29 protein-coding genes and 1 pseudogene are annotated in these 26,594 nt (G+C 69.2%); 9 read left to right on the top strand and 21 right to left on the bottom strand.

Translation table 11 applies throughout. The annotated features are described in order from the left end of the window. A pseudogene (locus OCL97_RS20385) lies at positions 1-808 on the bottom strand (aldehyde dehydrogenase family protein); the annotation flags it as partial. 139 nt (positions 809-947) lie between these two features. Between OCL97_RS20385 and OCL97_RS20380 the strand changes: the two are divergent. After that, positions 948-3,374 (top strand): ATP-binding protein, encoded by a 2,427-nt coding sequence (locus tag OCL97_RS20380; RefSeq protein ID WP_377371555.1) that lies wholly within the window; start codon positions 948-950, stop codon positions 3,372-3,374. Here OCL97_RS20380 and proB read toward each other — a convergent pair. The 8 genes from proB to OCL97_RS20340 form a co-directional block, all read right to left on the bottom strand. Beyond that, positions 3,371-4,519 carry a glutamate 5-kinase gene (gene proB, locus OCL97_RS20375; protein ID WP_377371557.1) on the bottom strand — a complete coding sequence of 383 codons (1,149 nt, stop codon included), beginning with the start codon at positions 4,517-4,519 and terminating at the stop codon, positions 3,371-3,373. The two genes, OCL97_RS20380 and proB, sit on opposite strands and share 4 nt — an antisense overlap. Further along, positions 4,507-5,553, bottom strand: a complete 1,047-nt coding sequence (gene obgE / locus OCL97_RS20370; RefSeq protein ID WP_304776079.1) for a GTPase ObgE — start codon at positions 5,551-5,553, stop codon at positions 4,507-4,509. The genes proB and obgE overlap by 13 nt, the downstream gene beginning before the upstream one ends. Continuing rightward, the gene (locus OCL97_RS20365) at positions 5,550-6,119 is read right to left on the bottom strand and encodes a biotin transporter BioY (protein ID WP_377371554.1); all 570 of its coding nucleotides are present in this window, start codon (positions 6,117-6,119) and stop codon (positions 5,550-5,552) included. Before OCL97_RS20365 ends, obgE begins: the two co-directional genes overlap by 4 nt. 53 nt (positions 6,120-6,172) lie before the next feature. Further along, the gene (locus OCL97_RS20360) at positions 6,173-6,703 is read right to left on the bottom strand and encodes a GNAT family N-acetyltransferase (RefSeq protein ID WP_377371553.1); all 531 of its coding nucleotides are present in this window, start codon (positions 6,701-6,703) and stop codon (positions 6,173-6,175) included. Positions 6,704-6,842: 139 nt separating this feature from the next. Then, positions 6,843-7,112: a 50S ribosomal protein L27 gene (rpmA, locus tag OCL97_RS20355; RefSeq protein WP_215343333.1), complete on the bottom strand. Its 270-nt coding sequence runs from the start codon at positions 7,110-7,112 to the stop codon at positions 6,843-6,845. Positions 7,113-7,144: 32 nt separating this feature from the next. After that, positions 7,145-7,705, bottom strand: coding sequence for a 50S ribosomal protein L21 (gene rplU / locus OCL97_RS20350; RefSeq protein ID WP_377371552.1), 561 nt, complete (start codon positions 7,703-7,705; stop codon positions 7,145-7,147). Between the two features lie 115 nt (positions 7,706-7,820). After that, positions 7,821-9,110: a serine hydrolase gene (locus tag OCL97_RS20345; RefSeq protein WP_377371551.1), complete on the bottom strand. Its 1,290-nt coding sequence runs from the start codon at positions 9,108-9,110 to the stop codon at positions 7,821-7,823. Positions 9,111-9,188: 78 nt separating this feature from the next. After that, a complete protein-coding gene (locus tag OCL97_RS20340; RefSeq protein ID WP_377371550.1) occupies positions 9,189-10,112 on the bottom strand; it encodes a cation diffusion facilitator family transporter in 924 nt (307 codons plus the stop codon). A 120-nt stretch (positions 10,113-10,232) separates the two neighbouring features. On the opposite strand from OCL97_RS20340, the gene OCL97_RS20335 reads away from it, so the two are divergent. Further along, on the top strand, positions 10,233-11,300 hold the full coding sequence (locus OCL97_RS20335) for a CobW family GTP-binding protein (protein WP_377371549.1): 1,068 nt from the start codon (positions 10,233-10,235) through the stop codon (positions 11,298-11,300). A gap of 206 nt (positions 11,301-11,506) precedes the next feature. Here OCL97_RS20335 and OCL97_RS20330 read toward each other — a convergent pair whose 3' ends face one another. After that, positions 11,507-11,935, bottom strand: a complete 429-nt coding sequence (locus OCL97_RS20330) for a biopolymer transporter ExbD (RefSeq protein ID WP_304776061.1) — start codon at positions 11,933-11,935, stop codon at positions 11,507-11,509. Positions 11,936-12,142: 207 nt separating this feature from the next. On the opposite strand from OCL97_RS20330, the gene OCL97_RS20325 reads away from it, so the two are divergent. Next, positions 12,143-13,111: a WD40 repeat domain-containing protein gene (locus OCL97_RS20325; RefSeq protein ID WP_377371548.1), complete on the top strand. Its 969-nt coding sequence runs from the start codon at positions 12,143-12,145 to the stop codon at positions 13,109-13,111. On the opposite strand, the gene OCL97_RS20320 is transcribed toward OCL97_RS20325, so the two are convergent. Further along, positions 13,108-13,770 carry a nitroreductase gene (locus OCL97_RS20320; protein ID WP_377371547.1) on the bottom strand — a complete coding sequence of 221 codons (663 nt, stop codon included), beginning with the start codon at positions 13,768-13,770 and terminating at the stop codon, positions 13,108-13,110. The two genes, OCL97_RS20325 and OCL97_RS20320, sit on opposite strands and share 4 nt — an antisense overlap. A gap of 349 nt (positions 13,771-14,119) precedes the next feature. Between OCL97_RS20320 and mtgA the strand changes: the two genes are divergently transcribed. Beyond that, positions 14,120-14,833, top strand: coding sequence for a monofunctional biosynthetic peptidoglycan transglycosylase (mtgA, locus tag OCL97_RS20315; protein ID WP_377371556.1), 714 nt, complete (start codon positions 14,120-14,122; stop codon positions 14,831-14,833). Positions 14,834-14,896: 63 nt separating this feature from the next. Beyond that, positions 14,897-16,009, top strand: a complete 1,113-nt coding sequence (ald, locus tag OCL97_RS20310; protein ID WP_377371546.1) for an alanine dehydrogenase — start codon at positions 14,897-14,899, stop codon at positions 16,007-16,009. Positions 16,010-16,059: 50 nt separating this feature from the next. Here the strand turns inward: ald and OCL97_RS20305 are convergent, their stop codons facing one another. Together OCL97_RS20305 and OCL97_RS20300 are read right to left on the bottom strand one after the other, a co-directional pair. Next, complete coding sequence (locus OCL97_RS20305; protein WP_304776052.1) at positions 16,060-16,767, bottom strand: cytidylyltransferase domain-containing protein; 708 nt, start codon at positions 16,765-16,767, stop codon at positions 16,060-16,062. A gap of 38 nt (positions 16,768-16,805) precedes the next feature. Continuing rightward, positions 16,806-17,678: a bifunctional regulator KidO gene (locus OCL97_RS20300; protein ID WP_304776050.1), complete on the bottom strand. Its 873-nt coding sequence runs from the start codon at positions 17,676-17,678 to the stop codon at positions 16,806-16,808. Positions 17,679-17,775: 97 nt separating this feature from the next. Here OCL97_RS20300 and OCL97_RS20295 point away from each other — a divergent pair, with 97 nt between their 5' ends. After that, a complete protein-coding gene (locus tag OCL97_RS20295) occupies positions 17,776-18,822 on the top strand; it encodes an XdhC family protein (protein WP_377371545.1) in 1,047 nt (348 codons plus the stop codon). Positions 18,823-18,874: 52 nt separating this feature from the next. Here the strand turns inward: OCL97_RS20295 and OCL97_RS20290 are convergent, their stop codons facing one another. After that, on the bottom strand, positions 18,875-19,051 hold the full coding sequence (locus OCL97_RS20290; protein ID WP_377371543.1) for a hypothetical protein: 177 nt from the start codon (positions 19,049-19,051) through the stop codon (positions 18,875-18,877). Beyond that, the gene (locus OCL97_RS20285) at positions 19,051-19,707 is read right to left on the bottom strand and encodes a Crp/Fnr family transcriptional regulator (protein WP_377371542.1); all 657 of its coding nucleotides are present in this window, start codon (positions 19,705-19,707) and stop codon (positions 19,051-19,053) included. Before OCL97_RS20285 ends, OCL97_RS20290 begins: the two co-directional genes overlap by 1 nt. A 306-nt stretch (positions 19,708-20,013) precedes the next feature. On the opposite strand from OCL97_RS20285, the gene OCL97_RS20280 reads away from it, so the two are divergent. After that, positions 20,014-20,724 (top strand): Crp/Fnr family transcriptional regulator, encoded by a 711-nt coding sequence (locus tag OCL97_RS20280; protein WP_377371541.1) that lies wholly within the window; start codon positions 20,014-20,016, stop codon positions 20,722-20,724. A gap of 157 nt (positions 20,725-20,881) precedes the next feature. Beyond that, entirely contained in the window at positions 20,882-22,222 is a 1,341-nt protein-coding gene (locus OCL97_RS20275; RefSeq protein WP_377371540.1) for a calcium-binding protein, read from the top strand. A 4-nt stretch (positions 22,223-22,226) separates the two neighbouring features. On the opposite strand, the gene OCL97_RS20270 is transcribed toward OCL97_RS20275, so the two are convergent. The 6 genes from OCL97_RS20270 to moaA are packed head-to-tail and all read right to left on the bottom strand — an operon-like array spanning position 22,227 to position 26,162. Beyond that, the gene (locus tag OCL97_RS20270) at positions 22,227-23,420 is read right to left on the bottom strand and encodes a molybdopterin molybdotransferase MoeA (protein ID WP_377371539.1); all 1,194 of its coding nucleotides are present in this window, start codon (positions 23,418-23,420) and stop codon (positions 22,227-22,229) included. Then, complete coding sequence (gene moaC / locus OCL97_RS20265) at positions 23,417-23,887, bottom strand: cyclic pyranopterin monophosphate synthase MoaC (protein WP_377371538.1); 471 nt, start codon at positions 23,885-23,887, stop codon at positions 23,417-23,419. Before moaC ends, OCL97_RS20270 begins: the two co-directional genes overlap by 4 nt. Next, entirely contained in the window at positions 23,884-24,438 is a 555-nt protein-coding gene (gene moaB, locus OCL97_RS20260) for a molybdenum cofactor biosynthesis protein B (protein WP_377371537.1), read from the bottom strand. Before moaB ends, moaC begins: the two co-directional genes overlap by 4 nt. Continuing rightward, on the bottom strand, positions 24,435-24,884 hold the full coding sequence (locus OCL97_RS20255; protein WP_377371536.1) for a molybdenum cofactor biosynthesis protein MoaE: 450 nt from the start codon (positions 24,882-24,884) through the stop codon (positions 24,435-24,437). The genes moaB and OCL97_RS20255 overlap by 4 nt, the downstream gene beginning before the upstream one ends. Continuing rightward, the gene (locus OCL97_RS20250; protein WP_377371535.1) at positions 24,881-25,126 is read right to left on the bottom strand and encodes a MoaD/ThiS family protein; all 246 of its coding nucleotides are present in this window, start codon (positions 25,124-25,126) and stop codon (positions 24,881-24,883) included. The genes OCL97_RS20255 and OCL97_RS20250 overlap by 4 nt, the downstream gene beginning before the upstream one ends. Position 25,127: 1 nt before the next feature. Further along, positions 25,128-26,162 carry a GTP 3',8-cyclase MoaA gene (moaA, locus tag OCL97_RS20245; RefSeq protein ID WP_377371534.1) on the bottom strand — a complete coding sequence of 345 codons (1,035 nt, stop codon included), beginning with the start codon at positions 26,160-26,162 and terminating at the stop codon, positions 25,128-25,130. A 65-nt stretch (positions 26,163-26,227) separates the two neighbouring features. Between moaA and OCL97_RS20240 the strand changes: the two genes are divergently transcribed. Then, the coding region (locus OCL97_RS20240; protein WP_377371533.1) for a nucleotidyltransferase family protein at positions 26,228-26,594 on the top strand (367 nt) is incomplete at its 3' end.

Genomic DNA, 26,594 nt, shown 5'->3' with positions numbered 1-26,594 from the left:
CTCGGGCGACGGCCAGGGCCAGGCGCTGGTCGGAGAACATGGCCCAGCCGGCGGCATGCTCGGCGCTATCGACCAGGGCCGCGGCGCCCGGGGGGAGGCCGGCCTGCGCCAAGGCGGGATCCAGGGCGTGCTCGACGATGGCGCGCGCGGTGCCCAGAGCGTCGGAGCCGATGCGGAAGACTACGGTGTTGCCGGTGCGCAGCACGCCGGTGGCGTCGGCGAACACATTGGGGCGGCCCTCGAAGACGAAGCCGGTGACGCCGAGCGGCGCCATGACCTGATCGACGCTCCAGCCCTCGTGGGTGACGGTCTCAAGCACCTTGCCCCGGGCGGCGGGGGCGTCGCGCCAAGCCCGCAGCCCGGCGATCATGTCGGCGCGCATCGCCGGGCTGACGCTCAGGCGGGTGGTGGAACGGCCCCGTTCCTGGGCCCGGGTGACATCGGCGGCGTTGGCGGCGCCGATGGCGGTCCAGACCCCGTCGTCGGCGAGCCTGCCCGCAAAGGCGTCGAAGAAGGCGGTGATGGCGGCGTCACTGACCGCGCCCATCTTCTGGAAGGCGTCATGGGCCCTGCCCACGGCCCTGTCGGCCAGGGCCTGGACGGCGGCCGGAACGTGCAGCAGGTCGCCGCTGTCCTGCACCACCACCAGCCGGTCACCGGCTTGGAAGGCCTGGGCGAGGGCTGGCGAGACATAGGCCACCCGGTCGCCGCCATAGGGGATGGCCATGCCGGAGGCGAGCGCCGTCAGCCGGCCGTTCGCCGCCTCAACCCTGCCTCCGCCCGCTCCATCGTCCACGTCGACCGCCATATGCTCAAGATGAGCCTTAGTAAGCACCTTTGCCGGGGGCGGCAATTCACCCCCGCACCGCGACAGAATGTCCCGCCGATTAAGCCGTCGTTACCAGTCTGGATTCTACCTTGAGGGGCGAGGGGTGGGAGCCGGCGTCATGAAGAAGATTCTCAGTCTCGGCGCGCTGCTGCAGATCATCGCCGGGGTGATGGTGGCCTCCCTGGTGATCACCTGTGCGGTGATGGCCCTGCACGCCTATCATCGCCAGCAGGCCGCCCAGCGCGTGCTGCTGGCCGCCGAGATCTCGCGCGACCTGTTCCACGCCATGCAGGGCCTGAGGCTGGAGCGCGGCGCGGTCGCCATCGCCCTCACCAAGCCCGGCGTCCCAACGGCGGAGGCCCTGCGAGGCCTCAACACCAACCGGGCCGGCACCGACGCCGCGATCAAGTCCGCCCTGGCCCGCCTGCAGCGAGCGCGGCTGCACAAGGCCGTGTCCGACGGCCCGACCGTGCGCCGGCTGGTGGAGGAGATCGACGCGCGACGCGCGACCTTCCTGCGCCTTCGGCAGGTGACCGACCGGGCGATGACCGCCCCCGACCCGAACCGGTCCGACGCCCTGAGGCAGACCTGGCTGACCGCCGGCGCCAACCTGGTGGACACCCTGGGCGAGCTCTCGGGACAGCTATCCAACGAGGCCATCCAGGCCGACCCCTTCATCGCCCGGATGATGACCGTCAAGCACGTGGCCTGGCTGGAGCGCGACGCCGCGGGGCTGGACACCATGCTGCTGGGCGAGGCGGTGGGCCGGGGCCGGCCGCCGACCGCTGCCGAGCGCGAGGCCCTGGCCAAGGTCACCGGCGCGGTGGACGCGCCGCATCGGATGATGAGCAGCCAGGCCGGCCTGGCCTTCAACCCGCCCCGCCTGAAGGCCGCCATCGCCAAGGCTGAGCGTCGCTATTTCGTGGAGTTCCGGGCCACGCGGGCCGCAGCGCTCACCGCCCTGTCCACGGGGGCGCCGGTCGACGAGGTGGCGCTCAACCGCGACATGATGGAGAGCCTGCAAAGCCTGATGGATATCGTGGCCGTGAGCTTCGACCTCACCGCCGAGCACGCCGCCCATCAGGTGGAGGCGGCCGAACGCCAGGTGCAGCTCTCGATCGGCATGATGGTGATCGCCTGCGCCTTCGGCCTGCTGTCGGCGACCTTCATCGTCGGCCGGGTGGTGCGCCCGATGGCCAGGATCACCCAGGCCATGGGGGACGTGGCGGCCGGGGACCTGGACAGCGAGATTCCCTTCGAGTTCCGTGAGGACGAGATCGGCCGGCTGGCCCAGGCGCTGGGGGTCTTCCGCCGCAACGCCCTGGAACGCCGGGAGATGGAGGACGTGCTGGTGCGCAGCCAGGTCGCCAAGGAGGCGGCCGAGAGCGCCAACAAGATGAAGTCCCAGTTCCTGGCCAATATGAGCCACGAGATCCGCACGCCCCTGAACGGCGTGCTGGGCATGGTCCAGGTGATGGAGCGCGAGGCCCTGGCTCCCGATCAGCGGGAGCGGCTGCACATCATCCGCGATTCCGGCGCCGGCCTGCTGCAGGTGCTGAACGACGTGCTGGATATCTCCAAGATCGAGGCGGGCAAGCTGGACCTGGCGCCCGTCGAGTTCGACATCGAGGCCCTGGCCACCCGCACGGTGTCCACCTTCACCGGGGCGGCCGCCGCCAAGCGCCTGGACCTGGAAGTCACGGTCGACCTGGACGCCGCCGGTGTCTGGCTGGGGGACGCCGACCGCATCCGCCAGATTCTCTCCAACCTGCTCTCCAACGGCGTGAAGTTCACCGATGTCGGGGCCGTGTCCCTGGAGGTGACCACCACGCAGAAGGGCCTGGACTTCATCGTCCGCGACAGCGGCATCGGCATGTCGGCCGAGGCCCTGCCGAAACTGTTTTCCAAGTTCACCCAGGTCGACGACAGCAACGAACGCCGGTTCGGGGGTACGGGCCTGGGCCTGGCCATCAGCCGTGAGCTGGTGGAGCTGATGGGCGGCGCGATCGAGGTGACGAGCTCACCGGGCAAGGGGTCGGAGTTCCGGGTCAGCCTGCCCCTGCCCCGGGTCAGTGAGACACCCCGGGCCCCGGCCAGCGTGACCCCTGGCGAGATCACCCTGCCCCAGGACCGTCCCCTGCGCATCCTGGCGGCCGAGGACAACCCCACCAACCAGAAGGTGCTGGCGGCCCTGCTGGCGCCGCTGGACGTCCAGCTGACGGTGGTGGGGGACGGGCTGCAGGCGGTCTCGACCTGGGCCACGGCCGACTTCGACGTGATCCTGATGGACATCCAGATGCCCGAAATGGGCGGGGTGGCTGCGGCGCTCGCCATCCGCCAGGCAGAGGCCGCGCAGGGCATGCCGCCGATCCCCATCATCGCGCTGTCGGCCAACGCCATGAGCCATCAGATCGCCGAGTACATGGCCGCCGGCATGACTGCCTATGTCGCCAAGCCGATCGAGGTGGGCGTGCTGTACGAGACCATCGGCGACGCCCTGGCGATCGCCGAAACCCGCCCGGGAGTCCAGGCGCAGGCGGTCTAGCCGGCGGCGGCCTCGGCCGGGGCGTGGCCCAGGGCCAGGTCGTCGGCATGGATCACCGGACCTGAGGTGTAACCCAGGACTCCCTCGATGGCGTCGGACTTGAGGCCCCGGATGGCGACGGCGTCGGCGCTGTCGTAGCGGGTCAGGCCCCGGCCGATCTCGCGGCCCGCCTCGTCGCGCACGACGACGGCGTCACCCTTCTCGAATCGACCCTCGACCGCCCTTATGCCGGCAGCCAGCAGGCTCTTGCCGGTGGACAGTGCGCGGGCGGCGCCATTGTCCACCACCAGGGTTCCGGCGGGCGCGAGCGTTCCGGCGATCCAGGCCTTGTAGGCGGCCTTGGCGCTCAGGGCGGGCTCGATGACGGTGGCGGGTTCGCCGGCTTCCAGAGCCGCCAGGGGCGAGGGGCGGCGGCCCAGGGTGATGACGGTGGCGCAGCCGGCCGACTGGGCCATGCGGGCTGCGGCGATCTTGGTGGCCATGCCGCCGGTGCCGACCCCGGCGCTGGCGTTGGCGCCCCCGGCCATGGCCTCGATCTCCGGCGTCAGGTGGGTGATGCGGGCCAGGTGCTTGGCGTCAGGATTGCTACGGGGATCGGCGGTGTAGAGGCCGTCGATGTCCGAGAGCAGGATCAGCACGTCGGCGCCGATCATCTGGGCGACCCGGGCGGCCAGGCGATCATTGTCGCCGTAGCGGATTTCCTCGGTGACCACGGTGTCGTTCTCGTTGACCACGGGGACCACGCCCAGGTCCAGCAGGGTCTCGACGGTGGCGCGCGCGTTCAGCCAGCGGTGCCGGACCTCGGTGTCGTCGCGGGTCAGCAGCACCTGGGCGGCGTGGATGTCGTGGGGCTCCAGGGCCTCTTCCCAGGCCCGCATCAGGGCCGACTGGCCGGCGGCGGCGGCGGCCTGTTTCTCGGGCAGGGTCAGGGAGCGCCTGGCCAGCATCAGCCGGCGGCGGCCCAGGGCCACGGCGCCGGAGGACACCACCAGCACCTGCTGGCCGCGAGCCCGGAGGCGTGCGACGTCGGCGGCGAAGGCGGCCAGCCAGAGGGTGTCGGCGGTTCCGTCCTCCCCCACCAGTAGGGCCGAGCCGACCTTGACGACGACCCGGCGCGCGCGCTCGATCCCGCTCACGGTTTCCAGCCCACTTCGTCCTCGCCGCCCTTACCCACCGCCGCGGCGGCCTTGCGGTCGCGCACCAGGGCGTAGGCCTCGCGCAGGATCTCCTTCACCCCGGTCCCGGCGACGGCGGAGACCAGGCGGACCGGCACGCCGGCGGCTTCCTCCAGCGCCTCGCGCTGCATCTCCACCGTGCTCTCGTCCAGCGCGTCGATCTTGTTGAGCGCGATGATCTCGGTCTTGTCCCCCAACTCCTCGCCATAGGCCTCGAGTTCGTGCCGCACCGTTTTCCAGGCCTCCACGACGTCGGTCTGGGTAGAGTCGATCAGGTGGATCAGCACCGCGGTGCGCTCCACGTGTCCCAGGAAGCGGGTCCCGAGGCCCGCGCCGTCCGACGCGCCCTCGATCAGGCCCGGAATGTCGGCCAGGACGAAGCGCTCACTGGGGGAGAGGTCCACGATGCCGAGATTGGGGTGGATGGTGGTGAAGGGATAGTCGGCGATCTTGGGCTTGGCGGCGCTGGCGGCGGCCAGGAAGGTGGACTTGCCGGCGTTGGGCAGGCCGGCCAGTCCGACATCGGCGATCAGCTTCAGCCGCAGCCAGATCCAGCGCTCCTCGCCCTCCTGGCCGGGGTTGGCGTGATAGGGGGCCTGGTTGATGGAGCTCTTGAAGCGGTCGTTGCCCCAGCCGCCGTTGCCGCCCTTGGCCAGCAGGAACCGCTGGCCGGGGGTGTCCATGTCGACGATCAGGGTTTCCTTGTCCTCCTCCAGCACCTGGGTGCCGACGGGGACCTTCATGACGATGTCCTCGCCGGCCGCGCCGTGGCGGTTGCGGCCCATGCCGTGGGTGCCCGTCTCGGCCTTGAAGTGCTGGCTGTATCGGAAGTCGATCAGGGTGTTGAGGCCGTCCATGGCCTCGATCCAGACGTCGCCGCCCCGGCCGCCGTCGCCGCCGTCGGGGCCGCCGTATTCGATATACTTCTCGCGGCGGAAGGAGACGGCGCCGCCGCCCCCGTTGCCGGAGCGGATATAGACCTTGCACTGGTCGAGGAATTTCATCGGGTCAGGATCCGGTCGCCCACGAACTTCACGGTCGCGGCGGCCAATAGGGTTTTCAGAAGCGCGCCGGGAAGAAAGGGCGCGACGCCGCCGGCGAAGGCGGCCTTTGCCCCCAGTCCGGAGGCGAGCCAGGCGAAGCCCAGCAGCAGGATGACGGCATGGGCGGCGAGGAAACTGGCTGTCAGCGGCAGCCAGTCCCGGCCGGTCCGCGCCGAGAACCAGCCCACCAGGCCGGCGGCGACCAGGAAGCCCAGGAGGTAGCCGCCGGTGGGGCCCACCAGGGCCTCGACGCCGCTCGCGCCGCCGGCCAGGACCGGCAGGCCCATGGCCGCCTGGGCCAGCCAGATGAAGACGATCTCGAGGGTCAGCCGCAGGCCCGACAGGCCCGCGATCACCAGGAGAGCGTAGGTCTGCAGGGTCATGGGCACGGGATACATGGGCGCCTCCGCCCAGGAGGACGCGGCCAGGAGCCAGCTTCCCACCAGCACGGCGCCAACCCGCCACGCCAAGGCGCGCCCTGCGAGCAGGGCGTCCAAGGGCGCTTTGAAGGTGACGGAGGTGGTCAAATGCAGGATCCAGGAGAGTTCGGCGCCCGCCATAGCACGCGAGCGCCGCAAACTCACGCCAGCCAGACCATCATCCGCGAGGGGACGGCCTCGCCGCGGGCGGCCGAGGGCGAGAGCCGGACCTCCCCGGTGTAGAGGAAGCCGCTCTTGCAGAGCACCGAGGCCGAGGCCGGGTTATCGGAGAAGTGGCGCGCCAGGACGTAGCGCCGCTTCCAGTCCTTGTGGGCCCAGACCAAGGCCCCCTTGGCGGCCTCGGTGGCGAACCCCAGGTTCCAGAAGGGGCGGCCGATCCAGCAGCCCATTTCGGCGCGGCCGTTCTCGCTGTCGAAACCCACCACCCCGATCGGCCCCTGCTCCGGATGGTCGATGACGAACATGGCCCGATCATCGGGATCGGCGTCGTCCACCTGGGCGAGATAGGCCTGGGCGTCCTCCAGCCCATAGGGGTGGGGGACGGAGGGGGTCATGCGGGCCAGGTCGCGGTCGTTGAGCAGCTTGGCCACGCGGGGCGCGTCGGCCGTCCGCGGACGGCGCAGCCGCAGCCGCTGCGTCTCGATGACGGGTTCGATCTGGATGGAGCACATCTTGAACCTCCCGGGCCCTCTGGTGGGACCCCTGAAACAGAAAAAGCGGGAGCCCGGCGTTCCGGACTCCCGCTTTTCGGGATTCTATCCGGTCCGCCTGACTGATCGTCGGGGCGGAACCGGAGAAGAGGGGTTCCGCCTAGCTGGCGTTGGTCTCGGCAGCCACCACGTTCACATAGGTGCGGTCGTCGCGCTTGGTGACGAACTGCACAGCGCCGTCGGCGGTGGCGAAGAGGGTATGGTCACGGCCCATGCCGACGTTCACGCCGGCGAAGAACTTCGTGCCGCGCTGACGGATGATGATGTTGCCGCCGACGACGGCTTCGCCACCGAACTTCTTCACGCCGAGACGACGGCCGGCCGAGTCGCGGCCGTTGCGGGATGAACCGCCAGATTTTTTGTGAGCCATTGTGGTCTCCTAAACTTGTCTTGATCCGACGCTTATTCGGCGTCGGGCTTCTTGGCGGCGGCCTTCTTCGGCGCGGCGGGCTTCTTCGAGGCGGCTTCAGCCTTGGGCGCAGCGACGACCTTGGGAGCAGCGGCCTTCTTGGCGGCGGGGGCGGCGGCCTTTTCGGCGGCGAGCGCGGCCTTGGCGGTCGCGGCTTCCTCCAGCTTCAGGTTCCGGGCGCGCGCGTTGAGGACCGCCTTGGTGGTCATGTCCACCACGCCGTCCCAGTTCACGGTCTTGCCGGCGCCGGCCACCGAGGTGACGCGCAGGACGCTCTCGTGCTGGCGATGGCCACGGGTGCGGCGATAGCCCTGACGGCGGCGCTTCTTGAAGATCTTGACCTTCAGGCCCTTGCGGGTCTCGATCAGGGTGGCGCTGACGGTGGCGCCTTCCACGATCGGAGCGCCCAGGGTGATGGTTTCGCCATCGCCCAGCATCAGGACGTCGCCGAAGGCCACATTGGCGCCCGGCTCACCTTCAAGCTTTTCGACGACGAGAAGGTCGCCCGCCTGAACCCGGTACTGCTTACCGCCGGTTTTGATCACCGCGTACATCGTTCGCGCCTTGAGACTTTAGCAAAAAAGGATCACGCCCGCGGGAAGGTCCTGCGTGCGAAGGCGCGGACTTATACAGACGACCCCCGCCAAGTCAACGCAAGCCGCTGTCGATTCAGTGACCTCCGGAAGACTCTCCCGGACGCAGGCTGGCGAGCGTCTTGCGGGCGACGTCGCGTTCGCTCTCCCAGTTGGCCACCACGGCCCTGGAGACCTGCTGCATGAAGGCCAGGCGGGCGGGGACCGGCTTGGTGGTGCGCTTCATCAGGACCACCACGGCGTAGGACCTACCGTCGGGGGCGGTGAGCACGGCGACGTCGTTGATGCCGATGGAGCCGCCGCGCCAGTCCTGGCCGGTGCCGGTCTTGTGGGCGATGGACCAGCCCGAGGGCAGGCCGCCCTTCAGGCGCCGGGGGCCGGTGCGGGCCTCCGACATGGTGGCGAGGAAGGTGTCGGTGGATTCCTGCGACAAAAGTTCGCCGCGCTTCAGGGCCACCAGGGCGGTAGCCACGCCGGCCGGGGTCGCGCCGTCCAGGGGGTTTTCGAGATAGGCGTGCATGGCGGCGTCCCGCACGGCGTCGGGCAGCCGGGCCCGGGCGTCCTTGAAATTGCCGCCGATGCCCATCTCCGGGCTCCAGGTCAGGCCGGCGATCTTGGCCTGCAGGTTCTTCTCGTCGGCGCCCATGCGGATGCCGGTGAGGTTCTTGCGGGCCAGCATGTCGGCCACGGCGTCGACGCCGCCCACCTCGGCCAGCAGCTTGTCGTTGGCGGCGTTGTCGCTCTCGATCAGGGCCCGGCGCACCAGGTCGCGCAGGGTGGTGGCGTAGCCGGCGGCGCCGATCTTGTGAGAGATGGGCTGGAAGAAGACGCTGCGGTCGTGGGGACCGAGGACCACCGCCTGGTCCAGGCTGAGCTTGCCCTGGTCCAGGGCGTCCATGGTGGTCATGGCCACCCAGAGCTTGGAGACGCTCTGCTGCGGGAAGGCGTCGTCGCCGGCCACCTGGGCCATCCAGCCCTCGTTGGTGTCGGCCACGGCGATGCCGACAGTCTCGCGGTAGCTGGCCGCCAGTTCGTCCAGGCGCTTCTGCAGCGCCTCGGGCGGCGGGCCGGGTTTGGGGCGCGGAGGGACGTGAGGCCGGGGCGCGCCGGTTCCGGCGGCCAGGATGGTGGGGGGCGGAGCTTTCTCAGGCGTGCCGATGGCCACATAGGTCCCGCCCATGATGGCCAGGCCGCCCAGGACCGCCAGGGCCGAGGCCGGTCGCCAGCGGGCGGACCAGAACATCCGGGTGTCGAAGAGGAAGTCGCGTCTAGCCTGGGGCCACTCCGCCGTGCGGTCCTCGATCCAGGTCAGGGCTCGAAGGCTGGCGACAAGCAGAGACAGGCCGCGGTCGGATACGCCGTCCACGCCCGACCGGCCCCAAGCCCGTAGCTGCCCAAGCCCTTGATTCATCACGTCTTGAAAACGCCGATCCGGCCACCTTGGTCAAGGAGTCAGGTGGTCGCGGACTTCCACAGTTACGTGACTGAGCCCCGCGAGGCCCGCCAGGCGGGCGCGATAGGCTTGCGGCGCCTGCGGAGCGGCCGCGGCGAGGACGACGATTGCGGCGTGATGGCCGGGGCCCAGGCGCCACAGATGCAGGTCCAGAACCCGCTCCCCCTCGCCCTCCAGGCGGCCGCGGATCTGCGCGGTGAGCTCGGGGCTGGGATTGATGTCCAGCAGCACGGCGCCCGTGCGGCTGAGCAGCCGCCAGGCGAAGTGGGCCAGCAGGGCCGCACCCACCAGGGCGGCCACCGGATCGGTCCAGCTCCAGCCCAGGTAGCGGCCGGCGGCCAGGCCGGCGATGGCGAGCCCGGAGATCACCGCGTCCCCCGCCAGATGCAGGTGGGCGGCCGACAGGTTCAGATCCCCGTCCCGATCATGGGCGTGGCTCTGGGCCGGCTTCAGCAGCCAGACGCAGGCCAGGTTCACCGCCAGGGCGGCGGCGGCCAGGACCAGGGCTCCATCATATTCCACCTCCGCAGGCGCGAGCAGGCGCTCCACGCTCTCGATGGTGATCAGCAGGGCGGTGACCCCCAGGACCGCGGCGTTGGCGAAGCCGGCCAGGTAGCCCACCTTGCCGGTGCCAAAGGAGAAACGCGGGTCGGTGGAATAGGTGCGGGCCACGGCATAGGCGCCGGCGGCCACCAGCAGGGCGGCCAGGTGGGCGCCCATGTGCAGGCCGTTGGCCACCAGGGCCATGGAGTTAAACATCAGCCCGCCGGTCACCTGCGCCGCCAGGGTGGCCAGGCAGATCGTCGCCACGATCCAGGTCCGGCGCTCATTGCGCGCGTGATCGGCGCCCAGATAGACCCGGTCGCCCCGGAAGGCGTCCATCGGCTCGTCGGCGGGGGGTTCGGCGGTGGTCACGGTCGCCTATATATAGAGTGCTGGGGCAAGGGAGTGGAGAGGTGTTATTCTATAACACTTGTCCGAGGTCAAGCGATCCCGTGCGCGGCGCCTGTTCCATCCCGCGCCGACAATGACTAGATGAGCCCCATGAACGCCAAGACCCCCGTCACCGTCCTCACCGGCTATCTCGGCGCCGGCAAGACCACCCTGCTCAACCGCATCCTCACGGAGGACCATGGCAAGCGCTACGCCGTGATCGTCAACGAGTTCGGCGAGGTGGGCATCGACAACGAACTGATCGTCGGCGCCGACGAGGAAGTGTTCGAGATGAACAACGGCTGCGTCTGCTGCACGGTGCGCGGCGACCTGATCCGGGTGCTCTCAGGGCTCATGAAGCGCAAGGGCGGTTTCGACGCCATCATCGTGGAGACCACCGGCCTGGCCGATCCCGGCCCCGTGGCCCAGACCTTCTTCGTCGACGACGACGTGAAGGCCAAGACGCAGCTCGACAGCGTCACCACCGTGGTGGACGCCAAGCACCTGCCTCTGCGGCTGGCCGATTCCCGGGAAGCGGTCGAGCAGATCGCCTTCGCCGACCAGATCGTACTGAACAAGACCGACCTGGTGACGGACGCCGAACTGAAGGCCGTGGAGGCCGCGATCCGCCGGATCAATCCCCTGGCCCCCATTCACCGGGCGCAGCGCTCCAATGTGCCGCTGGACGCCATCCTGGGCCGTGGCGGCTTCGACCTGGCCCGCATCACCGACATCAGCCCCGAGTTCCTGAATCCCGCGCACGGCGAGGAAGGCCATGTGCATGATGAGGACTGCGATCATGATCATCACGATCACGACCATTCTCACCACGATCACGGCCACGCACATGCGCACGAGGACCATGCGGCCGCGGCCGGTATCCGTGGCGTCTCGCTGACCCTCCGCAAGCCGATTCACGGCCAGAGGGTCACCAACTGGCTGAACCAGCTGCTGGCCGACCAGGGCCCCGACATCCTGCGGGCCAAGGGAATTCTGGACGTGGCCGGCGATGAGCGCCGGCTGGTGTTCCAGGCGGTGCACATGATTCTGGAGGGCGACTTCCAGCGCGACTGGAAACCTGAGGAGGACCGCTTCAGCCGGATGGTGTTCATCGGCCGCAATCTGGACGAGGCCGCCCTGAAGGCCGGCTTCGAGGCCTGCGCGGCTTAATCTCCTGAGACGCTCCCCTTCTGGGGGAGCTGGCGCGAAGCGCCTGAGGGGGACTTTGACTCTTGTTTGGCTGAGGTGGGTGTCGACTACGTCGATCCCCCTCCGTCACCTCCCCCACATTGGCCGGCGGCCTGGGGGAGGATCTGAAACGAAAAAGCCCGCCCGGGTTTCCCTGGGCGGGCTTTTCCTTGTCTTGCAGACGAGGACTAGATGTCTTCGTTGATCAGGGCGACCTGGAAGTAGCCGTTGCCCTGCAGAGCGTTCATCACCGACATGAACTCGCCGTAGCGCACCGTGCGGTCGGCGCGGATATAGACGCGCTCCTCGGTGGGGTTGGGCTTGTTCAGGATGCGGGCGAGGTCGGCCGGCAGCGTGTCTAGGGTGGTGGGCTGGTCGCCGATGTAGAGGCCGGCCACCTGGATGTTGATCAGGGTCGGCTCTTCCACCTTCGTGCCCGGGGGCGGCGGGATCGCCGGCGGCAGGTCGAGCTTGATCGACACCGTCGCGGCGGGGATCGACACCATGAAGATGATGAGGAGCACCAGCATCACGTCCACGAAGGGCGTGACGTTGATGTCGCTGTTTTGGCCGAGGTCGAACTTGCCGCCGCCCCCGCCGCCCAGCTTCGCACCCATATGCAATTCCTTCCCTAGGGGCGCGTATGACGTCGCGCCCATCCACAGTCCAGACACCCTTCGCCAATCAAATCGGGATTGTAAAGCCCGAACCGCTGTCCGCCCGCAGCCAAGTCAAAGCGCTGCCTGACATGCTCTCGCGCCGGGCGAAATTTCCAGGCGCCCGATGTCTCGCCAAGACCCGTGTTAGGCGGCTAAGAGGCGCGCATGAACACCTCCTATGACGCCTATGTCACCGCCGCCCTCTTCGACCGCCATGGCAAGGCGGCTTTCGCCCTCGGCGACGGCACGGTCCGATTTGAGGATGGGACGATCGCCGCCGCCCACAAGGGCGTGGCGCTTTCGGCCTGCCTGCACCCCAGCGGCGAGGGTGTCCTGACCGGCGGCGACGACGGGGTCGTGGCCTGGTCGCGGGGCGCGGACGTCACCGAGATCGCCAGGATCCCCGGGCGCTGGATCGAGTCGGTCGCCGCATCGGCCGAATCCAAACTGATCGCCTTCGCCGCCGGCAAGGAGCTGCACGTCCGCGACTCCGCCGACGCGGCTTTTTCGCGGGTGTTCGTGCACGAGAAGTCGGTGGCCGACGTGGCCTTCGACCCCAAGGGGCGGCGTATCGCCACGGCCACCTATAACGGCGCCTGGCTCTGGTACGCCCGGATCGCCGAGCAGAAGCCCATGATCCTGAAATGGGCCGGCAGCCACGTGGCCCTGGCCTTCAGCCCCGACGGCAAGTTCCTGATGAGCTCCATGCAGGAAAATCAGTTGCACGGCTGGCGGGTGGCCGACGAGAAGAACCTCAAGATGGGCGGCTATCCGGCCAAGGTGAAGAGCCTGACCTTCCTCTACAAGGGCCAGATGCTGGCGACCTCGGGCGCCAACGGCGCGGTCATCTGGCCGTTCACAGGCTCGGCGGGGCCGCTGGGCAAGCAGGCGGCGGAGGTGGGCTTCGACGAGAGCTCAATGGTCAATCGCGTGGCCGCCACCCTGGTGGGCAACCGCCTCGCCGCAGGCCTCGACGACGGCCGGGTGTGGGTCTGCGACCTGTCCAACCAGGCCATCGACATGCTGAAGGCCGAGAAGGGCCCGCCGATCTCGGCCCTGGCCATGACCCCGGACGGCAAGCGCGTGGCCTGGGGGGATGAGGAGGGCGGGGCAGGGGTGTTTGAGGTCGCCTAGTCGAACCCCTTCAGCTCCCCCCAGGTCTCGAAGGGGTCGCGGGCCGAGCGAAGGGTGTTGATGGGAGCGGCCTCGTCGCGCCAGCCCAACGCCATGCCGGAGAACAGCATGTGGTCCTCGGGCAGGCCCAACAGGTCTCCCACCGTCTTGGGATAGCGGGCCCAGTATTCCTGGGCGCAGGTGTCGAGGCCACGCTCAGTCGCCAGCAGCATGACGGTCTGCATGTACATCCCCAGGTCCGACCACTGGGGCGGGCCCAGCTTGCGGTCCAGGCAGAAGAACAGGCCGACGGGGGCGCCGAACAGCTCCCCGTTCCGGGCCAGCTGCCGCAGGCGCGCGGGCTTGTCCTCGCGGGGGATGCCGATGGCGGCGTAGAGGTCCTCGCCGTTCTGGAACCGCCGCGTGCGGAAGGGGTCCCACAGGCTCGGCGGGTAGACGTCGTATTCCGGGGTCTCGCCGAAGGGGTTGGCGGCGACCTTGGCCTTCAGTTCGGTGAGCGCCTCGCCGGCCAGGGCGTAGACCCGCCAGGGCTGAAGATTGCCGCCGGACGGCGCGCGGGCGGCCAGCTCCAGGATCTCGCGGATCACCGCCGCCGGCGGGGTTTCCGGCTTGAAGGCGCGGATGGAGATTCGCCTGGCGACGGCATCGGTGACGTTCATCTGCGCTCCTGCGGTGCGGCGGCTTGACCCATTGTTCTCCATCGCTAGCACTGGCGCGCTGTCGCGTGACAGCCGGAAGTGGATGCCGGTTCAGGCGCCCGTCACGCGGCAAACAATAAGACGAGCCTCTTTTGTCCTTTCAGATTCTCTGAAAGGAAGAGGCTCGAGGTCAAGACAAGGGGCCCTGAGCTTGAGCGACACGAACCCCGGTTCCGACAAGGACGATGGCCTGCGCCTCACGCCGCAGGCGTCGGGCGGCTGGGAGGACCTGGCCAGGTCCTGGGACGACATCTCGCTGAATGAAAAGCCGCGCTCGGTGAACGACCGTGGCGACGCCCCGCCTATCCAGATCGCCCAGGCCCCCCGACCCAAGCGCAGCGTCTGGGGCCGGGTCGGCCGCACGGCGGTCAGCCTGGTGCTGGTCTTCGGCCTGATCGGGCCAGTGCTGGTGACCGCCGCCTATCGGTTCGTTCCGCCGCCCATCACCTATCTGATGGTGGAGCGGGTGTTCCAGGGGCGTGGCTTCGACCGCAAGTGGCGCTCGCTGGATGAGATATCGCCGCGGCTGGTGCGCTCGGTGATCGCCGCGGAGGACGCCAAGTTCTGCAGCCACCACGGCTTTGATTTCGGCGCCATGCAGAAGGCCTTGGCCCACAACGAACGCTCCAAGCGGACGCGGGGCGGGTCCACCATCAGCCAGCAGACCGCCAAGAACATCTTCCTTTGGCCGGACCGCTCCTATGTCCGCAAAGGCCTGGAAGCCTATTTCACCGTCCTGATCGAGGGGCTGTGGGGCAAGCGGCGGATCATGGAGGTCTATCTCAACAGCGTGGAGTGGGGTCCTGGCGTCTATGGCGCGGAGGCCGCGGCCCTGAAGAACTTCGGTGTCAGCGCAGACCGGCTGACCCCCGCCCAGGCCGCCCGACTGGCGGCGATCCTGCCCAGCCCGCTGAAATGGCGCGCCGCCAAGCCGGGACCCTATGTGAAACGCCGCTCCGGCCGCATCGACAAGGCCGCCGGGACCATCCGCCGCGAAGGGATGGCGAGCTGCGTCCTGGGTTGACGGAACAAAATTAGGCCCCCAACTCCTCTCTTAAGCGAAACAAATTCGCAAAGGGAGACTTCGATGCGCGTAGGCGTGCCCCGCGAGATCAAGGCGGACGAGTATCGCGTGGGGCTGACCCCCACCGCCGTCCGCGAATATGTCGTTCATGGCCATGAGGTGCTGGTGGAGGCCGGGGCCGGCCAGGGCGCCGGCTATTCCGATGAGGCCTATGCGCGGGCGGGAGCCAGCATCGTCCCGGACGCCGAGGCGGTGTTCGCCGACAGTCAGCTGATCATCAAGGTCAAGGAGCCCCAGGCCGCGGAGTGGGCGCGGCTGACGCCCGAGCATATCCTGTTCACCTATCTGCACCTGGCGCCCGATCCTGCTCAGACCGAGGGCCTGCTCGCCTCCGGCGCGGCGGCCGTCGCCTATGAGACGGTGACGGACGCCAATGGCGGCCTGCCGCTGCTGGCTCCGATGTCGGAGGTGGCGGGCCGCATCGCGGTGTTCTCGGCGGGCGAGACCCTGCTGAAGCACAATGGCGGCATGGGCCTGCTGCTGTCGGGGGTGCCCGGCGTGCCCCCGGCGCGGATCTGCGTGCTGGGCGGCGGGGTCGTTGGCATGAACGCCGCCCGCATGGCCGCCGGTCTCGGCGCCGAGGTGGTGGTGGTGGAGCGCTCCATCCCCCGGATGCGGGTGCTGGACGACATGTTCCTGGGGCGCATCCTGACCCGCTACTCGACCCTGGACGCGGTGGAGGAGGAGGTGTTGAAGGCCGACGTGGTGATCGGCGCGGTGCTGACAGCCGGCGCCGCGGCCCCGACCCTGGTGCGTCGCGAGCACCTGTCGCGGATGAAGCCCGGCTCGGTGCTGGTGGATGTCTCCATCGACCAGGGCGGCTGTTTCGAAACCTCCAAGCCCACGACCCACGTCCACCCCACCTACACGATCGACGGGGTGGTGCATTACTGCGTGGCCAATATGCCGGGCGCCGCGCCGAGGACGTCGTCGGAGGCCCTGGGCCACGCGACCCTGCCCTTCGGCCTGGCCCTGGCCGACAAGGGGTTGGACGCCCTCGCCGCCAACCAGCACCTGGCCAAGGGGCTCAACGTGCTCAAGGGTCAGATCATCCACCCGGCGGTGGCGCAGGCCCTGGGCAAGCCGTTCAGCGATCCGTACGGGGCCTGGGCATAGCCACCACACTCCGCTCATCCCGGCCTTCGCCGGGATGAGCGGATGCTGGGCTACGCCGCCCAGCGGGCCAGGTCTTGCCGCCCCTGCAACACACCCAGGACATCCTCCAGGCCGAAGGCCGGATCATCCGCGTGCAGGGCGCCGTAGACCCCGTTGGCGAAGGCCATGTCGGCGGGGGTCTTCACCCGCCAGTCGAGGGCCGACCAGTCGCGCCGCGCGAGGCAGTGGGCCTGAGGATAGCGTTCGGGCCTGCCGCGGATCTGGGCCAGGGGTGACGTCGCCGCGGCCGTGGCCTCATCAGCCTCGGCGGCGGCGTGGGTCAGGGCCCCGGCGGTGACCACCTCGACCTCCAGCCCCTTGGGGAAGGTGCGCTGGACGCGGTTGGAAGCGTAGGCCGCGCCGGTGGTCAGCGCCAGGCGGATGGTCTCGTCGATGACGCCCGGGTCCACGAAGGGTGAGTCGCCCTTGATGCGCACCACATGGCTGACCGGGCCAGCGGCCTCGACGCAGCGCATGAAGCGGCGCGACAGGTTCTCCGAGGCGCCGCGGAACACGGTCTGGCCGCGGGCGACCAGGAAGCCGGCCATGGGATCGTCCACAGGCTCGTCGCTGGTGGCGACGATCAGCTTGGACAGGCAGCGGGCCTGACGGATGCGCTCCACCTGGCGCAGGATCATGGGCTCGCCGCGCAGGGGAGCCATGGCCTTGCCGGGCAGTCGGGGCGAGGTCATCCGGGCTTGCAGGATCGCGAGGATCATTTGGCGCTGGCTCCTTTTGAGCCGGCCGTGGAGGACGCCTAGGCGGCCCTCCAGGCGCGGGGGTCGAGGGCGACCGGGTCGTCGATCGCCATATCGTCCCAGTCGAGATCGGGCGGCGGGCTGGAGGCCGCGGCGATCACCGCGTTCAATTCGGCCGCGGTGGTGACGCCCACCAGGACGGCGGCGGCTTCGGGACGGGACAATGCAAAGCCGAGGGCAGCCTGCAAGGGGTCGGACCGGCCCTCTGCGATCAGCCGGCGGGCGCGGGAAATCCGGCTGGCGGCTTCCTTCAGGTGGTTCGGAGCCCGGTCGGCCGGCAGGAAGAGCAGGCCCGACAGGAAGATCGAGCGCAGGTGCACCTCGATGCCGATGCCGGTCAGGGCCGCGAGCGTGCCGTCGATCAGCAGTCGCTGGTCGAGGAGGGAGGCCGGGGCCTGGATGATGTCGGGACGGAACCGGCGGGCCACGCCCAGGGGATCGTCGGAGGCGAAGACCGAGACGCCGATCTTCTTGGTCAGGCCCTGATCCTTCAGCGCCTTGAGGCGGTCCCACAAGGCCAGGCCGTGGGGGCCGAACAGGTCGGTGGCCGAGGGCACCAGGATGGCGTCGGCCTGTTCCACGCCCAGCCGGCGCAGGGTGGCCCGGGCCTCGGCCTCCACGAAGTCGGGACCGCGGTCGGCGCGGACGGTGGAGATCGAGATCTTGAAGGGGTTGGGCCGGGGCATGATGTCCCCCAGCACGCTCTCCACCTGGGGCGACCAGCCGGCGACGTCGAAGACGGCCAGGCCGGTGCGCGCGGCGACGTCCAGGATGTCCCGGACCTCGGCCTGGGGCGGGCGGCCGCGCAGGCTCGCCTGCTCGAGGGCGAACTGGGCGGAACCGAGACCGAGCTTGGAAAGCGGAGACGTCATGAACAACGCTGGTTGCGAACGCTAGGAGCCCCCATTTACGGGGCAAGGCCTAAAGAAGCGGTGTCTGGAACCTTTCACGGGGGTTAAGCTGAGCGCGATGAGAGAGCCCCTGCCCGAGTGGCCATTGTTCGGCATGGCCGAGGATGTGCGCCCCGCGTTGCGGCAAGCCGCGCAACAAAATCAACCGCTTGCGCTCGCCACCCTGGTGTCGGTGGAGGGCGGGGGGCCGCGACCCGTCGGGACCCAGATGGTTTTCGCCGAGGCTATCGTCTGTGGTTATTTTTCAGGCGGCTGTGTGGAAAGCGATATCGCCGACCATGCCGCGTCCTGCCTTGAGGACGGCCAGCCCAGACGCCTGGTTTACGGCGAGGGCAGCCCCTGGCCCGACATCCAGCTGCTGTGCGGCGCGCGCATCGAGATCTTCCTGGAGCGGGTCCCGGCAGGCGACCCTGCGCTGGCGCAGCTGCTGGCCGCCCAGGCCGAGCGGCGGCCCGCCGTGTGGATCAGCGACGGGGTCAGGCGGCTCTGCGCCGAGCCCGAGACGCAAAACCCCTGGGAGGGCGCGATTCTGCGCCGCTACGACCCGACCCCGCGCCTGGTGGTGTTCGGCTCCGACCCCACCGCGCTCGCCATCAGCCAGCTGGGCGCCCAGAGCGGGTTCGAGACGACCCTCGTCCGCCCCAAGGGGCCGGAGGCCGGGCCCCCCATCGCCGGGATCGCCTACCTGCGCTCTGAACCGGAGGCCGCGCTCGCCGCCATCGGAACCGACCCCTGGACCGCCATCGCCATCGCCACCCACAATCTGGAGACCGACCGCACGGCGCTCGCCGCGGCCCTGCCGTCGGCCGCCGGCTATGTCGGCCTGCTAGGGGCCCGCAAGCGCCTGCCCGAGCGCCTGGCGCCCCTTCGGGCGGCGGGCGTGCCGGAGAACGTCCTGCTCCGCGTCCACGCCCCCATCGGCCTGGACATCGGCGGCAAGGCCCCCTGGGAGGTGGCGGTCTCGGTGATCGGCGAGATCATGGCCCTGCGCCACGCCCGCGCGCCGGCGACGCCGCGCGAACCGGTCTCCAAGCGCGACAGGGAGAACGCCTGGAGCGCGTCCCGGCCCAAGGAGATCAAGCCCGCCGATCAGGAGCAATTCTAGAGCGTGACAGCCTGGCGTGGGAACCGGTTCAGGCGTCCGTCACCTTCCAGGCTCAGTCTCGGCGCCCGACGGGTTCGGGGGCCAGCATGCCGTCCAGGAAGATGCTCTGCACCGCCAGCATGCGCCATTCCAGGGCCAGCTCGCGATAGGGCCCGCTGGACACGCCGCCCGCCGCCGACTTCAGGATTAGGGCCTTGGCCCGGAGGTTCATCTCGTCTGGGGTGAGCATCAGAGGGCTCCTGGATTGTCGTCGGACTCCTCGGGGGCCAGCAACCGGGCCTGCAGGTCGCGGACGGCGCCGTAGCATTCGCAGGATCGCCGCTCGAGGCCGGGGCGATCGAGCACCTCCAGCTGTCCGCGGCTGTAGCGGATCAGGCCCTCGGCCTTCAGCCGGCTGGCGGCGGCGCCCACCGTGGTGCGCTGCACCCCCAGCATGATCGCCAGATAGTCTTGGGTGAGCGGCAGGACGCGGGCGTTCAGTCGGTCCTGGCTCTGCAGGATCCACCGCGCCAGGCGCGGCTCGGTCTCATGCAGGGCGTTGCAGGCCACCGACTGTTCTTCCTGGGCCAGCGTCACCTGGGCGAAGCGCAGCAGCAGGTCCACCAGGGCCGGGCTCTGCCGCGCGCGCCCGCGAAGGGCGGCGGCCGGGATCGAAATCCCCGACCCCGCCAGCTGCACGAAGGTCCGGTTGGAGGACACCCCGCCGCTGAGGGCCGGCAACAGTCCGACGGCGCTCTCTGAGCCCACCGTGGCGCATTCGACGCAGGTTCCGTCGTTCATGACCTTGACCACCGACAGACCGGCGCTGCTGGGGAAGTGCGCCTCGGTCACCGGGCCGCCCGACTCGTAAAGTCCTTCTCCCGGTCCCCAAGTCGCCTCGAACATGTCTGGGATCAAGGCCGCCAAGTCGGCCTTCGGAAGCGCGGAAAGAACTCGATTGATGAATATCACGGAGCCTCGGCAATTCTCTTGCTGCTCGTAATAACTCAAGTTCACGCTCCAACGTTCGGGAAATAGCCGTTTCGTCTTAATATTACATAAGGTGAAAGTATCTATTCATACCATGAAATAGTATTTGCTTATAATGTCGCGTTCTGACTTAGTGTTGTCGATGCCGCCCTGGTGGCTTCGCCTCAAGGGAACTTTCCGCCTCACTGAGGTCCGCGGTCTTCGCGGCTTACGGATGTCCTGATGCAGACCGCAAATCGCCTCCTGCTCTCCCTCGATCCGGCGGACTACGACGTGCTGTCCAGGTCGATGCGGCCGATGACCTTCAAGGCAGGCGTGGTGCTGTACGAGCCCGAGGCGCCCATCGACTGGGTCTATTTCCCGGAGGAGGGGCTGATCTCCCTGCTGTCGGTGATGCTGTCGGGGGTCGCGGTGGAGACCGCGGTGGTGGGCCGGGAGGGGGGCGTCGGCTTCCTGGAGGCGGCGGGCGCCGGGGTGATCTTCTCCCGCGCCCTGGTGCAGGTGGACCTGCTGGCCCTGCGGGTGCCGGCCGAGGCCTATATCGCCGCTTATGACGCCAGCGCCTCCCTGCGGCGGAAGGTCGGCAGCCATGTGGAACTGAGCCTGGCCGAGGCCCGCCAGACCCTGGCCTGTCAGACCCACCACTCCCACGAGCAGCGCCTGGCCTGGTGGCTGCTGGAATGCCAGGACCGCACCGGCGGCGGCCCGACCCTGCCGCTGAAGCAGGACTTCCTCGCCTCGATGCTTGGGGTGCAGCGCTCCACCGTCTCCCAGGTGGCCAGCGTGCTGAAGGCCGACGGGCTGATCGACTACACCCGCGGCGTGATCCAGATCCTGGACCGTCCCGGCCTCGAGAAGCGCGCCTGCGAGTGCTACGCCACCACCCAGCACTTCCGGGGAATGATCGAGACCCACGCGGGTGGCGCGACCTGAGCTGGGACGAGGTGGAATCCCTTAAGTCTTAACGGAAACGCCCGCTCCGGCAGGCGCCTTAAGCTTACCTGACGCCCCCAGGTTGCGCGCGATTGGCTCAGGCGTGGTCACCCGTAGGTTGCGCCCCTCGGCGTTCGGGCCGATGTGGGAGGGGTCGATGTTTCTTACGGGTGGGTCTGGCAAGGACAGGCTGACGGGCGGCGCGGGCGCTGACACATTGTATGGCCTGGGCGGCGACGACTCCCTCTCGGGCCTGGCGGGCGAGGACGTCCTGACCGGGGGGGCCGGCAATGACACCCTCTCCGGCGGCGCCAATGACGACTACCTGATGGGCGATGCAGGCAATGACCGCATCGATGGCGGCACGGGCTTTGACTGGGCCGGCTACGAGGACTCGACCTCCGCGGTAAAGGTCGACCTGGCCCTGACCACCGCCCAGAACACCCTGGGCGCCGGGACCGACCAACTCATCTCCATCGAGTATGTCCACGGCTCGTCCTATGGCGACACGCTGATGGGTACGTCGGGCGCCAACTACATCTTCGGCGGCGCCGGCCATGACAGCCTGGTTGGCCGCGCGGGCGACGACTTCCTGGCTGGTGGCTCCGGGAAGGACATGATCGACGGGGGCGCGGGGATCGACACCGTCAGCTTCGATGATGGCATGTCCGAAAGGGTTGCGGTCAATCTCGCCACGAACTTCGTCAGCGGACATGGCGACGACTATCTTGTGTCCATCGAGAACGTCTACGGCACGGCCTATGACGACAATATCGGCGGCGACAGCGGCGGCAACTACCTGTTCGGAGGGGCTGGCAACGACGTCCTGTGGGCCGACGGCAGCGGCGCTGCTCCCCCGACGCTACCAGCCGGGCAGGACGTCCTGGATGGCGGTGAGGGCGACGACATGTTCGTTCCCGGTCAAGCCACCGACATTGTTGTCGAAGGCGGCGAGGGGATTGATCTGATCTACTATCGTTTCGGCGGCGACGGACCGCAACTCAACGGCGTACATGTCGACCTGGGCCACGGCGGCCCGCAGCAGATCGATGCGACCCACGTCCTGACCCTGTCCAACGTGGAGCAGATCTACGGCACGGACCACAACGACGTCATCTCAGCTGGCGCCGCGAAGAACCTCATGTATGGGGCTGATGGCTTCGACACCTTCGTCTTCCGTAGTCTCGCCGAGTTGGGAAACGGGAACGACGCGGACACCGTGTGGGACGACATGCTCAACGGCGACAAGATCGATCTCTCGGCCATCGACGCCGATACGACTTTGGCCGGAAATCAGGCGTTCCACGCCTTCGCGATCCCGCCGCTCGATCAGGCCCAGCCCGCGCAGCAGTTTACCGGACAGGCGGGCGAAGTGATCGTCGGCCCTCCCGTCTATGGCATCTTCCTGCTGCAGTTCGACGTGGACGGCGACAAAGTGGCCGACGCCGCCCTGTGGGTGAATAGCGTCAACCTCACCGACGCCAACTTCATCCTCTAGCCGCCTACCCCGCCCGGTCCAGCAGCAGCACCTCGACGAGGTCGCCTGCCGCTGAGGCCGAGGCGCTGGGCGGGCGCCTGAGCAGGGCGTCGGCGGCGGCGAAGACACTCACCAGGGAGGAGTCCTGGTCGCGGTAGGGCTGGGCGGTGATGCCGCCTTCTTTGTAGGTCAGCTTGGCGCGCATCCAGTGTTCGCGGGGGCCGTTGGCGGCGAGCGGCGCGGCCAGGCGGGCGGTGGCCATGCGCGGGGCGTGGGCCGCGCCGCAATAGGCGGCGATCAGGGGTTTGAGGAACAGCTCGGCGCAGACGAAGGCCGAGGCCGGGTTGCCGGGCAGGCCCAGCAGGCGGCGGCCGTCGGCCAGGACGCCGAAGAAGGTCGGCTTGCCGGGGCGAATCGCGACGCTCTCGACCCTGTACCGGATGCCCAGGGCCTCGGCGGCCGTGCGGACCAGGTCGTGGTCGCCCACCGAGGCGCCGCCCACCGTGACGATGAGGTCGGCCTCGGCGCCGCGCATGGCCGCGATCACCGCATCGAGCTGGTCGCGGACGCCGCTGAGCTTGGTGGCCTCCGCACCCCAGGCCTCGCACATCACCTTCAAGGCCGGGGAGCCGGAATCGTAGATCTGGAAGGGGCCCGGCACAGCCGGCGCCTCGACGATCTCCTCACCCGTTGAGAGGATGGCGATGCGGGGCTTGGCATGGACGCTGACCTCGGCGCATCCGGCGGAGGCGGCCAGGGACAGGCGCCAGGGGTCGATGCGCGTCCCCTTGGTGAGCAGGACGTCACCGGCCCGGAAGTCCTTGCCGGCGTCGCGGATATTGTCGCCCGGCGCGGCGGCGGGGACGGTGACCTCGTCGGCGTCGCGCGCAGCGTTCTCCTGGATCACCACGCTGTCGGCGCCGTCCGGCAGGGCCGCGCCGGTGAAGATACGGATGGCCTGGCCTGGGGCGAGCGCGCCCTCATAGCCGTGGCCCGCCGCGCTCTCACCGACGATGGCGAGCGCGCCGGGCGTATCGGCGGCGCGCACCGCCCAGCCGTCCATGGCGGAATTGGTGAAGGGGGGCTGGGCGCGGTCGGCGGCGACATCCTGCGCCAGCACCCGGCCGTTGGCGGTCTGCAGCGGGATGGTCTGCGCCGGCAGGGCGGAAGCCTCGGCCACCATGGCGGTGCGCGCGGCCTCGACGCTCAGCAGTTTCACGGACGCTTCCAGTCGCCGGACTTGCCGCCCGACTTCTCCATCAGGCGCACGGCCTCGATGGTCATGGCCTTATCGGCGGCCTTCAGCATGTCATAGACGGTGAGACAGGCCACGGAGACGGCGGTCAGCGCCTCCATCTCCACCCCGGTCTGGCCGCTGGTGCGGACCCGGGCGGTGACGGAAAGTCCGCCTTGGCCGGGTTCGACCCGGACCTCCACCTTGGACAGCGCCAGGGGATGGCAGAGCGGGATCAGGTCGGCTGTCTTCTTGGCGGCCATGATGCCGGCGATCTCGGCGGTGGATCTGACGTCGCCCTTCTTGGCGTCGCCGGACAGGGCCAGGGCCAGGGTTTCCGCCGACATGCGCACGAAGCCCTCGGCGAGGGCCTCCCGGGTGGTGACCGCCTTGGCCGAGACGTCGACCATGTTGGCCCGGCCGGTCTCGTCGATGTGGGTCAGGCGGCTCATTTCTCGAGCAGGCGCGGCATCAGCTCGACCATGTTGCAGGGGCCATGGCGGCTGTCGAGTTGAGCTGAGATCACCTTGTCCCAGCCGTCCTTCACCGCCCCGTTGGAGCCGGGCAGGCAGAAGACGAAGACGCCGCCCACCAGGCCGGCGGTGGCGCGGCTCTGCAGGGTGGACAGGCCCACCGACTGGTAGCTCACCATGTGGAAGACCACCGAGAAGCCGTCGAGCTTCTTGTCGAAGAGCGGCTCGACGGCTTCGGGGGTCACGTCGCGGCCGGTGATGCCGGTGCCGCCGGTGGTGATGATGGCGTCCACCGTGCCCGAGGCGACCCAGGCCTTCACCTGCAGGCGGATCTGGTCGACGTCGTCCTTGACGATGGCCTTGTCGGCCAGTTCGTGGCCCGCGCTGGTGACGCGCTCGGCCAGGACGTGGCCGGAGGTGTCGCTCTCCTCGTCGCGGGTGTCGGAGATGGTCAGGACCGCGATGCGGACCGGGACGATCGGCTGTTTCTCATCGATGCGGCCGCCGGGGCTGAGGGTAGGGGCGTTCATGGGGTCTCCCAGCGGGTGATGTCGGCGTGGTCCTGCGGCCTGGGCTCGATCCAGCGCGCGGCGCCGTCGGGACCGGTCTCCTTCTTCCAGAAGGGAGCTCGGCTCTTCAAGTAGTCCATGAGGAAATCGCAGGCCTCGAACGCCGCGCGGCGGTGGCCCGCCGCCGTGGCCACGAAGACGATGGCGTCGCCGGGCGCGATCTGGCCCACGCGATGGACGATGGAAAAGTCGTCGAGCTTGAAGCGGTCCCGCGCGCCGTCGGCGATGCGGCTGATCTCGGCTTCGGTGAAGCCTGGATAGGCCTCCAGCTCCAGGGTCGTCGTGGCGCCTTGTTCGGCCCGCGCCAAGCCGGTGAAGGTGGCCACCGCTCCGGTCTCGGTGCGGCCCTTGCAGAACGCAGTCAGCAGGACGCCGGGATCGAAGGTCTGGTCGGTCAGCGCGATCATCCGCCGCTCATGGCCGGGAGGAAGGCCACCTCGGAACGCGCGGTCAGGGCCGCGTCGCCGCGCACGATGGTCTGGTCCAGGGCCACCTGGACGCCGGGGGCGGAGAGGGCCTGCGCGAGACCTTCGTACTCGGCGCAGAGCTGGGCGCGCAGGGCGAAGAGCGAGGCGGGCAGGGGTTCGAGGGTTCGCTCGCGCCAGCCGGCGATATCGCTCAGGCGCCCGAACAGTAGGACCTTGGCCACCCTAGCCCCCCGTGGTGGACATGTGCCGGGCGACGGCGGGAGCCGAGGACCGGACGATCTGGAAGTCATGGCCCTGGGGCTTGGCGACCACGGCCAGGCGAATGGCGTCCTCCAGGCCCGCCTCGTCGGCGCCGGCGCGGAGCACGGCGCGCAGGTCGCTGGCGTCCTCGCGGCCCAGGCAGGTGTGGAGGGTGCCGGTGCAGGTCAGGCGCACGCGGTTGCAGGCCTCGCAGAAATTGTGGCTCAGCGGGGTGATGAAGCCCAGGCGGCCGCCGGTCTCCTCGACGGTCACATACCGGGCCGGGCCGCCGGTGACGTGGTCGCTGTCGGTGAGGGTCCAGAAGCTTTCGAGCTCGCGGCGCACGTCCTTCAGCGACAGGAACTGGTCGGTGCGGTCCACTTCGATCTCGCCCAGGGGCATGGCCTCGATGAGGGTCATGTCGCAGCCTCGGGCGTGAGCCCAGGCGATCAGGTCGGGGAGCTCGGCGGCGTTGTCGTCCTTGAGCGCCACGGCGTTGACCTTCACGGCGATGCCGGCGGCCAGGGCGGCATCGATCCCGGCGATGACCTTGGCGAGACTTCCGCCGCGGGTCAGTGTGCGGAACAGGTCAGGCTTCAGGGTGTCCATGGAGACGTTGATGCGGCGCACGCCGAACTTCGCCAGGTCGCCCGCGAACTCGGTCAGCCGGGTGCCGTTGGTGGTGAGGGTCAGCTCGTCCAGGGCGCCGGATTTCAGGTGGCGCGACAGGTTCTCGATCAGGCCCATCGCACCCTTGCGCACCAGGGGCTCGCCGCCGGTGATGCGCAGCTTGCGGACCCCCAGCCGAATGAAGCTCGAGGAAATGCGGTCGAGCTCTTCCAGGGTCAGGACCTCGGCCTTGGGCAGGAAGGTCATGTGCTCGGCCATGCAGTAGACGCAGCGCAGATCGCAGCGGTCGGTGACCGAGACCCTCAGATAGGTCACGGTACGGCCGAACCCGTCGATCAGGCTGGCCTGCGAAGCGGCTTGCGAGGGGGCGTCGTCATAGGGCGTCATGCGAAACCTAACATAGAGGGGAACCACGGCGCGTGACAGGGGTAGGCGGATTTGAAGCGATCGTCTTGGCGGCCGGCGCCGGGACGCGGTTCGGCGGCGGCAAACTTCTGACCCCCTATGGCGATGGCGTCCTGCTGGAAGGGGCCCTGCGCGCGGCCTTCGCGGCGCCGGTGCGGACCGTGACCGTGGTGACGGGCTCCGATCCCAGCCGGGTGGGCGCGGCGGTCATGGCCTATGCCCGGCAGGCGGGTCAGGATGAACGCCTGAAAATTGTCCACGCTGCGGACCATGCCGAGGGCATGGGCGCCTCCCTGCGCCACGCGGCCGCAGCCCTGCCCGCCGATGCGGAGGGGGTCTATGTCTTCCTCGGCGACATGCCGCGCATCCCGGCCTCAGTTCTTGAGCCGCTGTCCCAGGCCGTGCGCGACGGCG

It is taken from the genome of Phenylobacterium ferrooxidans (genome assembly GCF_042714595.1).
GTDB lineage: Bacteria > Pseudomonadota > Alphaproteobacteria > Caulobacterales > Caulobacteraceae > Phenylobacterium > Phenylobacterium ferrooxidans.
This window is presented reverse-complemented; position numbering and strand designations above follow the sequence as displayed.

What these genes read in the sequence shown, in the direction of transcription:
- OCL97_RS20380 (WP_377371555.1), top strand. Translation starts at nt 948, where the DNA reads ATGAAGAAGATTCTCAGTCTCGGCGCGCTGCTGCAGATCATCGCCGGG.
- obgE (WP_304776079.1), bottom strand. Translation starts at nt 5,553, where the DNA reads ATGAAATTCCTCGACCAGTGCAAGGTCTATATCCGCTCCGGCAACGGG.
- OCL97_RS20360 (WP_377371553.1), bottom strand. Translation starts at nt 6,703, where the DNA reads ATGTGCTCCATCCAGATCGAACCCGTCATCGAGACGCAGCGGCTGCGG.
- rpmA (WP_215343333.1), bottom strand. Translation starts at nt 7,112, where the DNA reads ATGGCTCACAAAAAATCTGGCGGTTCATCCCGCAACGGCCGCGACTCG.
- rplU (WP_377371552.1), bottom strand. Translation starts at nt 7,705, where the DNA reads ATGTACGCGGTGATCAAAACCGGCGGTAAGCAGTACCGGGTTCAGGCG.
- OCL97_RS20335 (WP_377371549.1), top strand. Translation starts at nt 10,233, where the DNA reads ATGAGCCCCATGAACGCCAAGACCCCCGTCACCGTCCTCACCGGCTAT.
- OCL97_RS20330 (WP_304776061.1), bottom strand. Translation starts at nt 11,935, where the DNA reads ATGGGTGCGAAGCTGGGCGGCGGGGGCGGCGGCAAGTTCGACCTCGGC.
- OCL97_RS20325 (WP_377371548.1), top strand. Translation starts at nt 12,143, where the DNA reads ATGAACACCTCCTATGACGCCTATGTCACCGCCGCCCTCTTCGACCGC.
- OCL97_RS20320 (WP_377371547.1), bottom strand. Translation starts at nt 13,770, where the DNA reads ATGAACGTCACCGATGCCGTCGCCAGGCGAATCTCCATCCGCGCCTTC.
- ald (WP_377371546.1), top strand. Translation starts at nt 14,897, where the DNA reads ATGCGCGTAGGCGTGCCCCGCGAGATCAAGGCGGACGAGTATCGCGTG.
- OCL97_RS20305 (WP_304776052.1), bottom strand. Translation starts at nt 16,767, where the DNA reads ATGATCCTCGCGATCCTGCAAGCCCGGATGACCTCGCCCCGACTGCCC.
- OCL97_RS20300 (WP_304776050.1), bottom strand. Translation starts at nt 17,678, where the DNA reads ATGACGTCTCCGCTTTCCAAGCTCGGTCTCGGTTCCGCCCAGTTCGCC.
- OCL97_RS20295 (WP_377371545.1), top strand. Translation starts at nt 17,776, where the DNA reads ATGAGAGAGCCCCTGCCCGAGTGGCCATTGTTCGGCATGGCCGAGGAT.
- OCL97_RS20290 (WP_377371543.1), bottom strand. Translation starts at nt 19,051, where the DNA reads ATGCTCACCCCAGACGAGATGAACCTCCGGGCCAAGGCCCTAATCCTG.
- OCL97_RS20285 (WP_377371542.1), bottom strand. Translation starts at nt 19,707, where the DNA reads ATGTTCGAGGCGACTTGGGGACCGGGAGAAGGACTTTACGAGTCGGGC.
- OCL97_RS20280 (WP_377371541.1), top strand. Translation starts at nt 20,014, where the DNA reads ATGCAGACCGCAAATCGCCTCCTGCTCTCCCTCGATCCGGCGGACTAC.
- OCL97_RS20275 (WP_377371540.1), top strand. Translation starts at nt 20,882, where the DNA reads ATGTTTCTTACGGGTGGGTCTGGCAAGGACAGGCTGACGGGCGGCGCG.
- moaC (WP_377371538.1), bottom strand. Translation starts at nt 23,887, where the DNA reads ATGAGCCGCCTGACCCACATCGACGAGACCGGCCGGGCCAACATGGTC.
- moaB (WP_377371537.1), bottom strand. Translation starts at nt 24,438, where the DNA reads ATGAACGCCCCTACCCTCAGCCCCGGCGGCCGCATCGATGAGAAACAG.
- OCL97_RS20255 (WP_377371536.1), bottom strand. Translation starts at nt 24,884, where the DNA reads ATGATCGCGCTGACCGACCAGACCTTCGATCCCGGCGTCCTGCTGACT.
- moaA (WP_377371534.1), bottom strand. Translation starts at nt 26,162, where the DNA reads ATGACGCCCTATGACGACGCCCCCTCGCAAGCCGCTTCGCAGGCCAGC.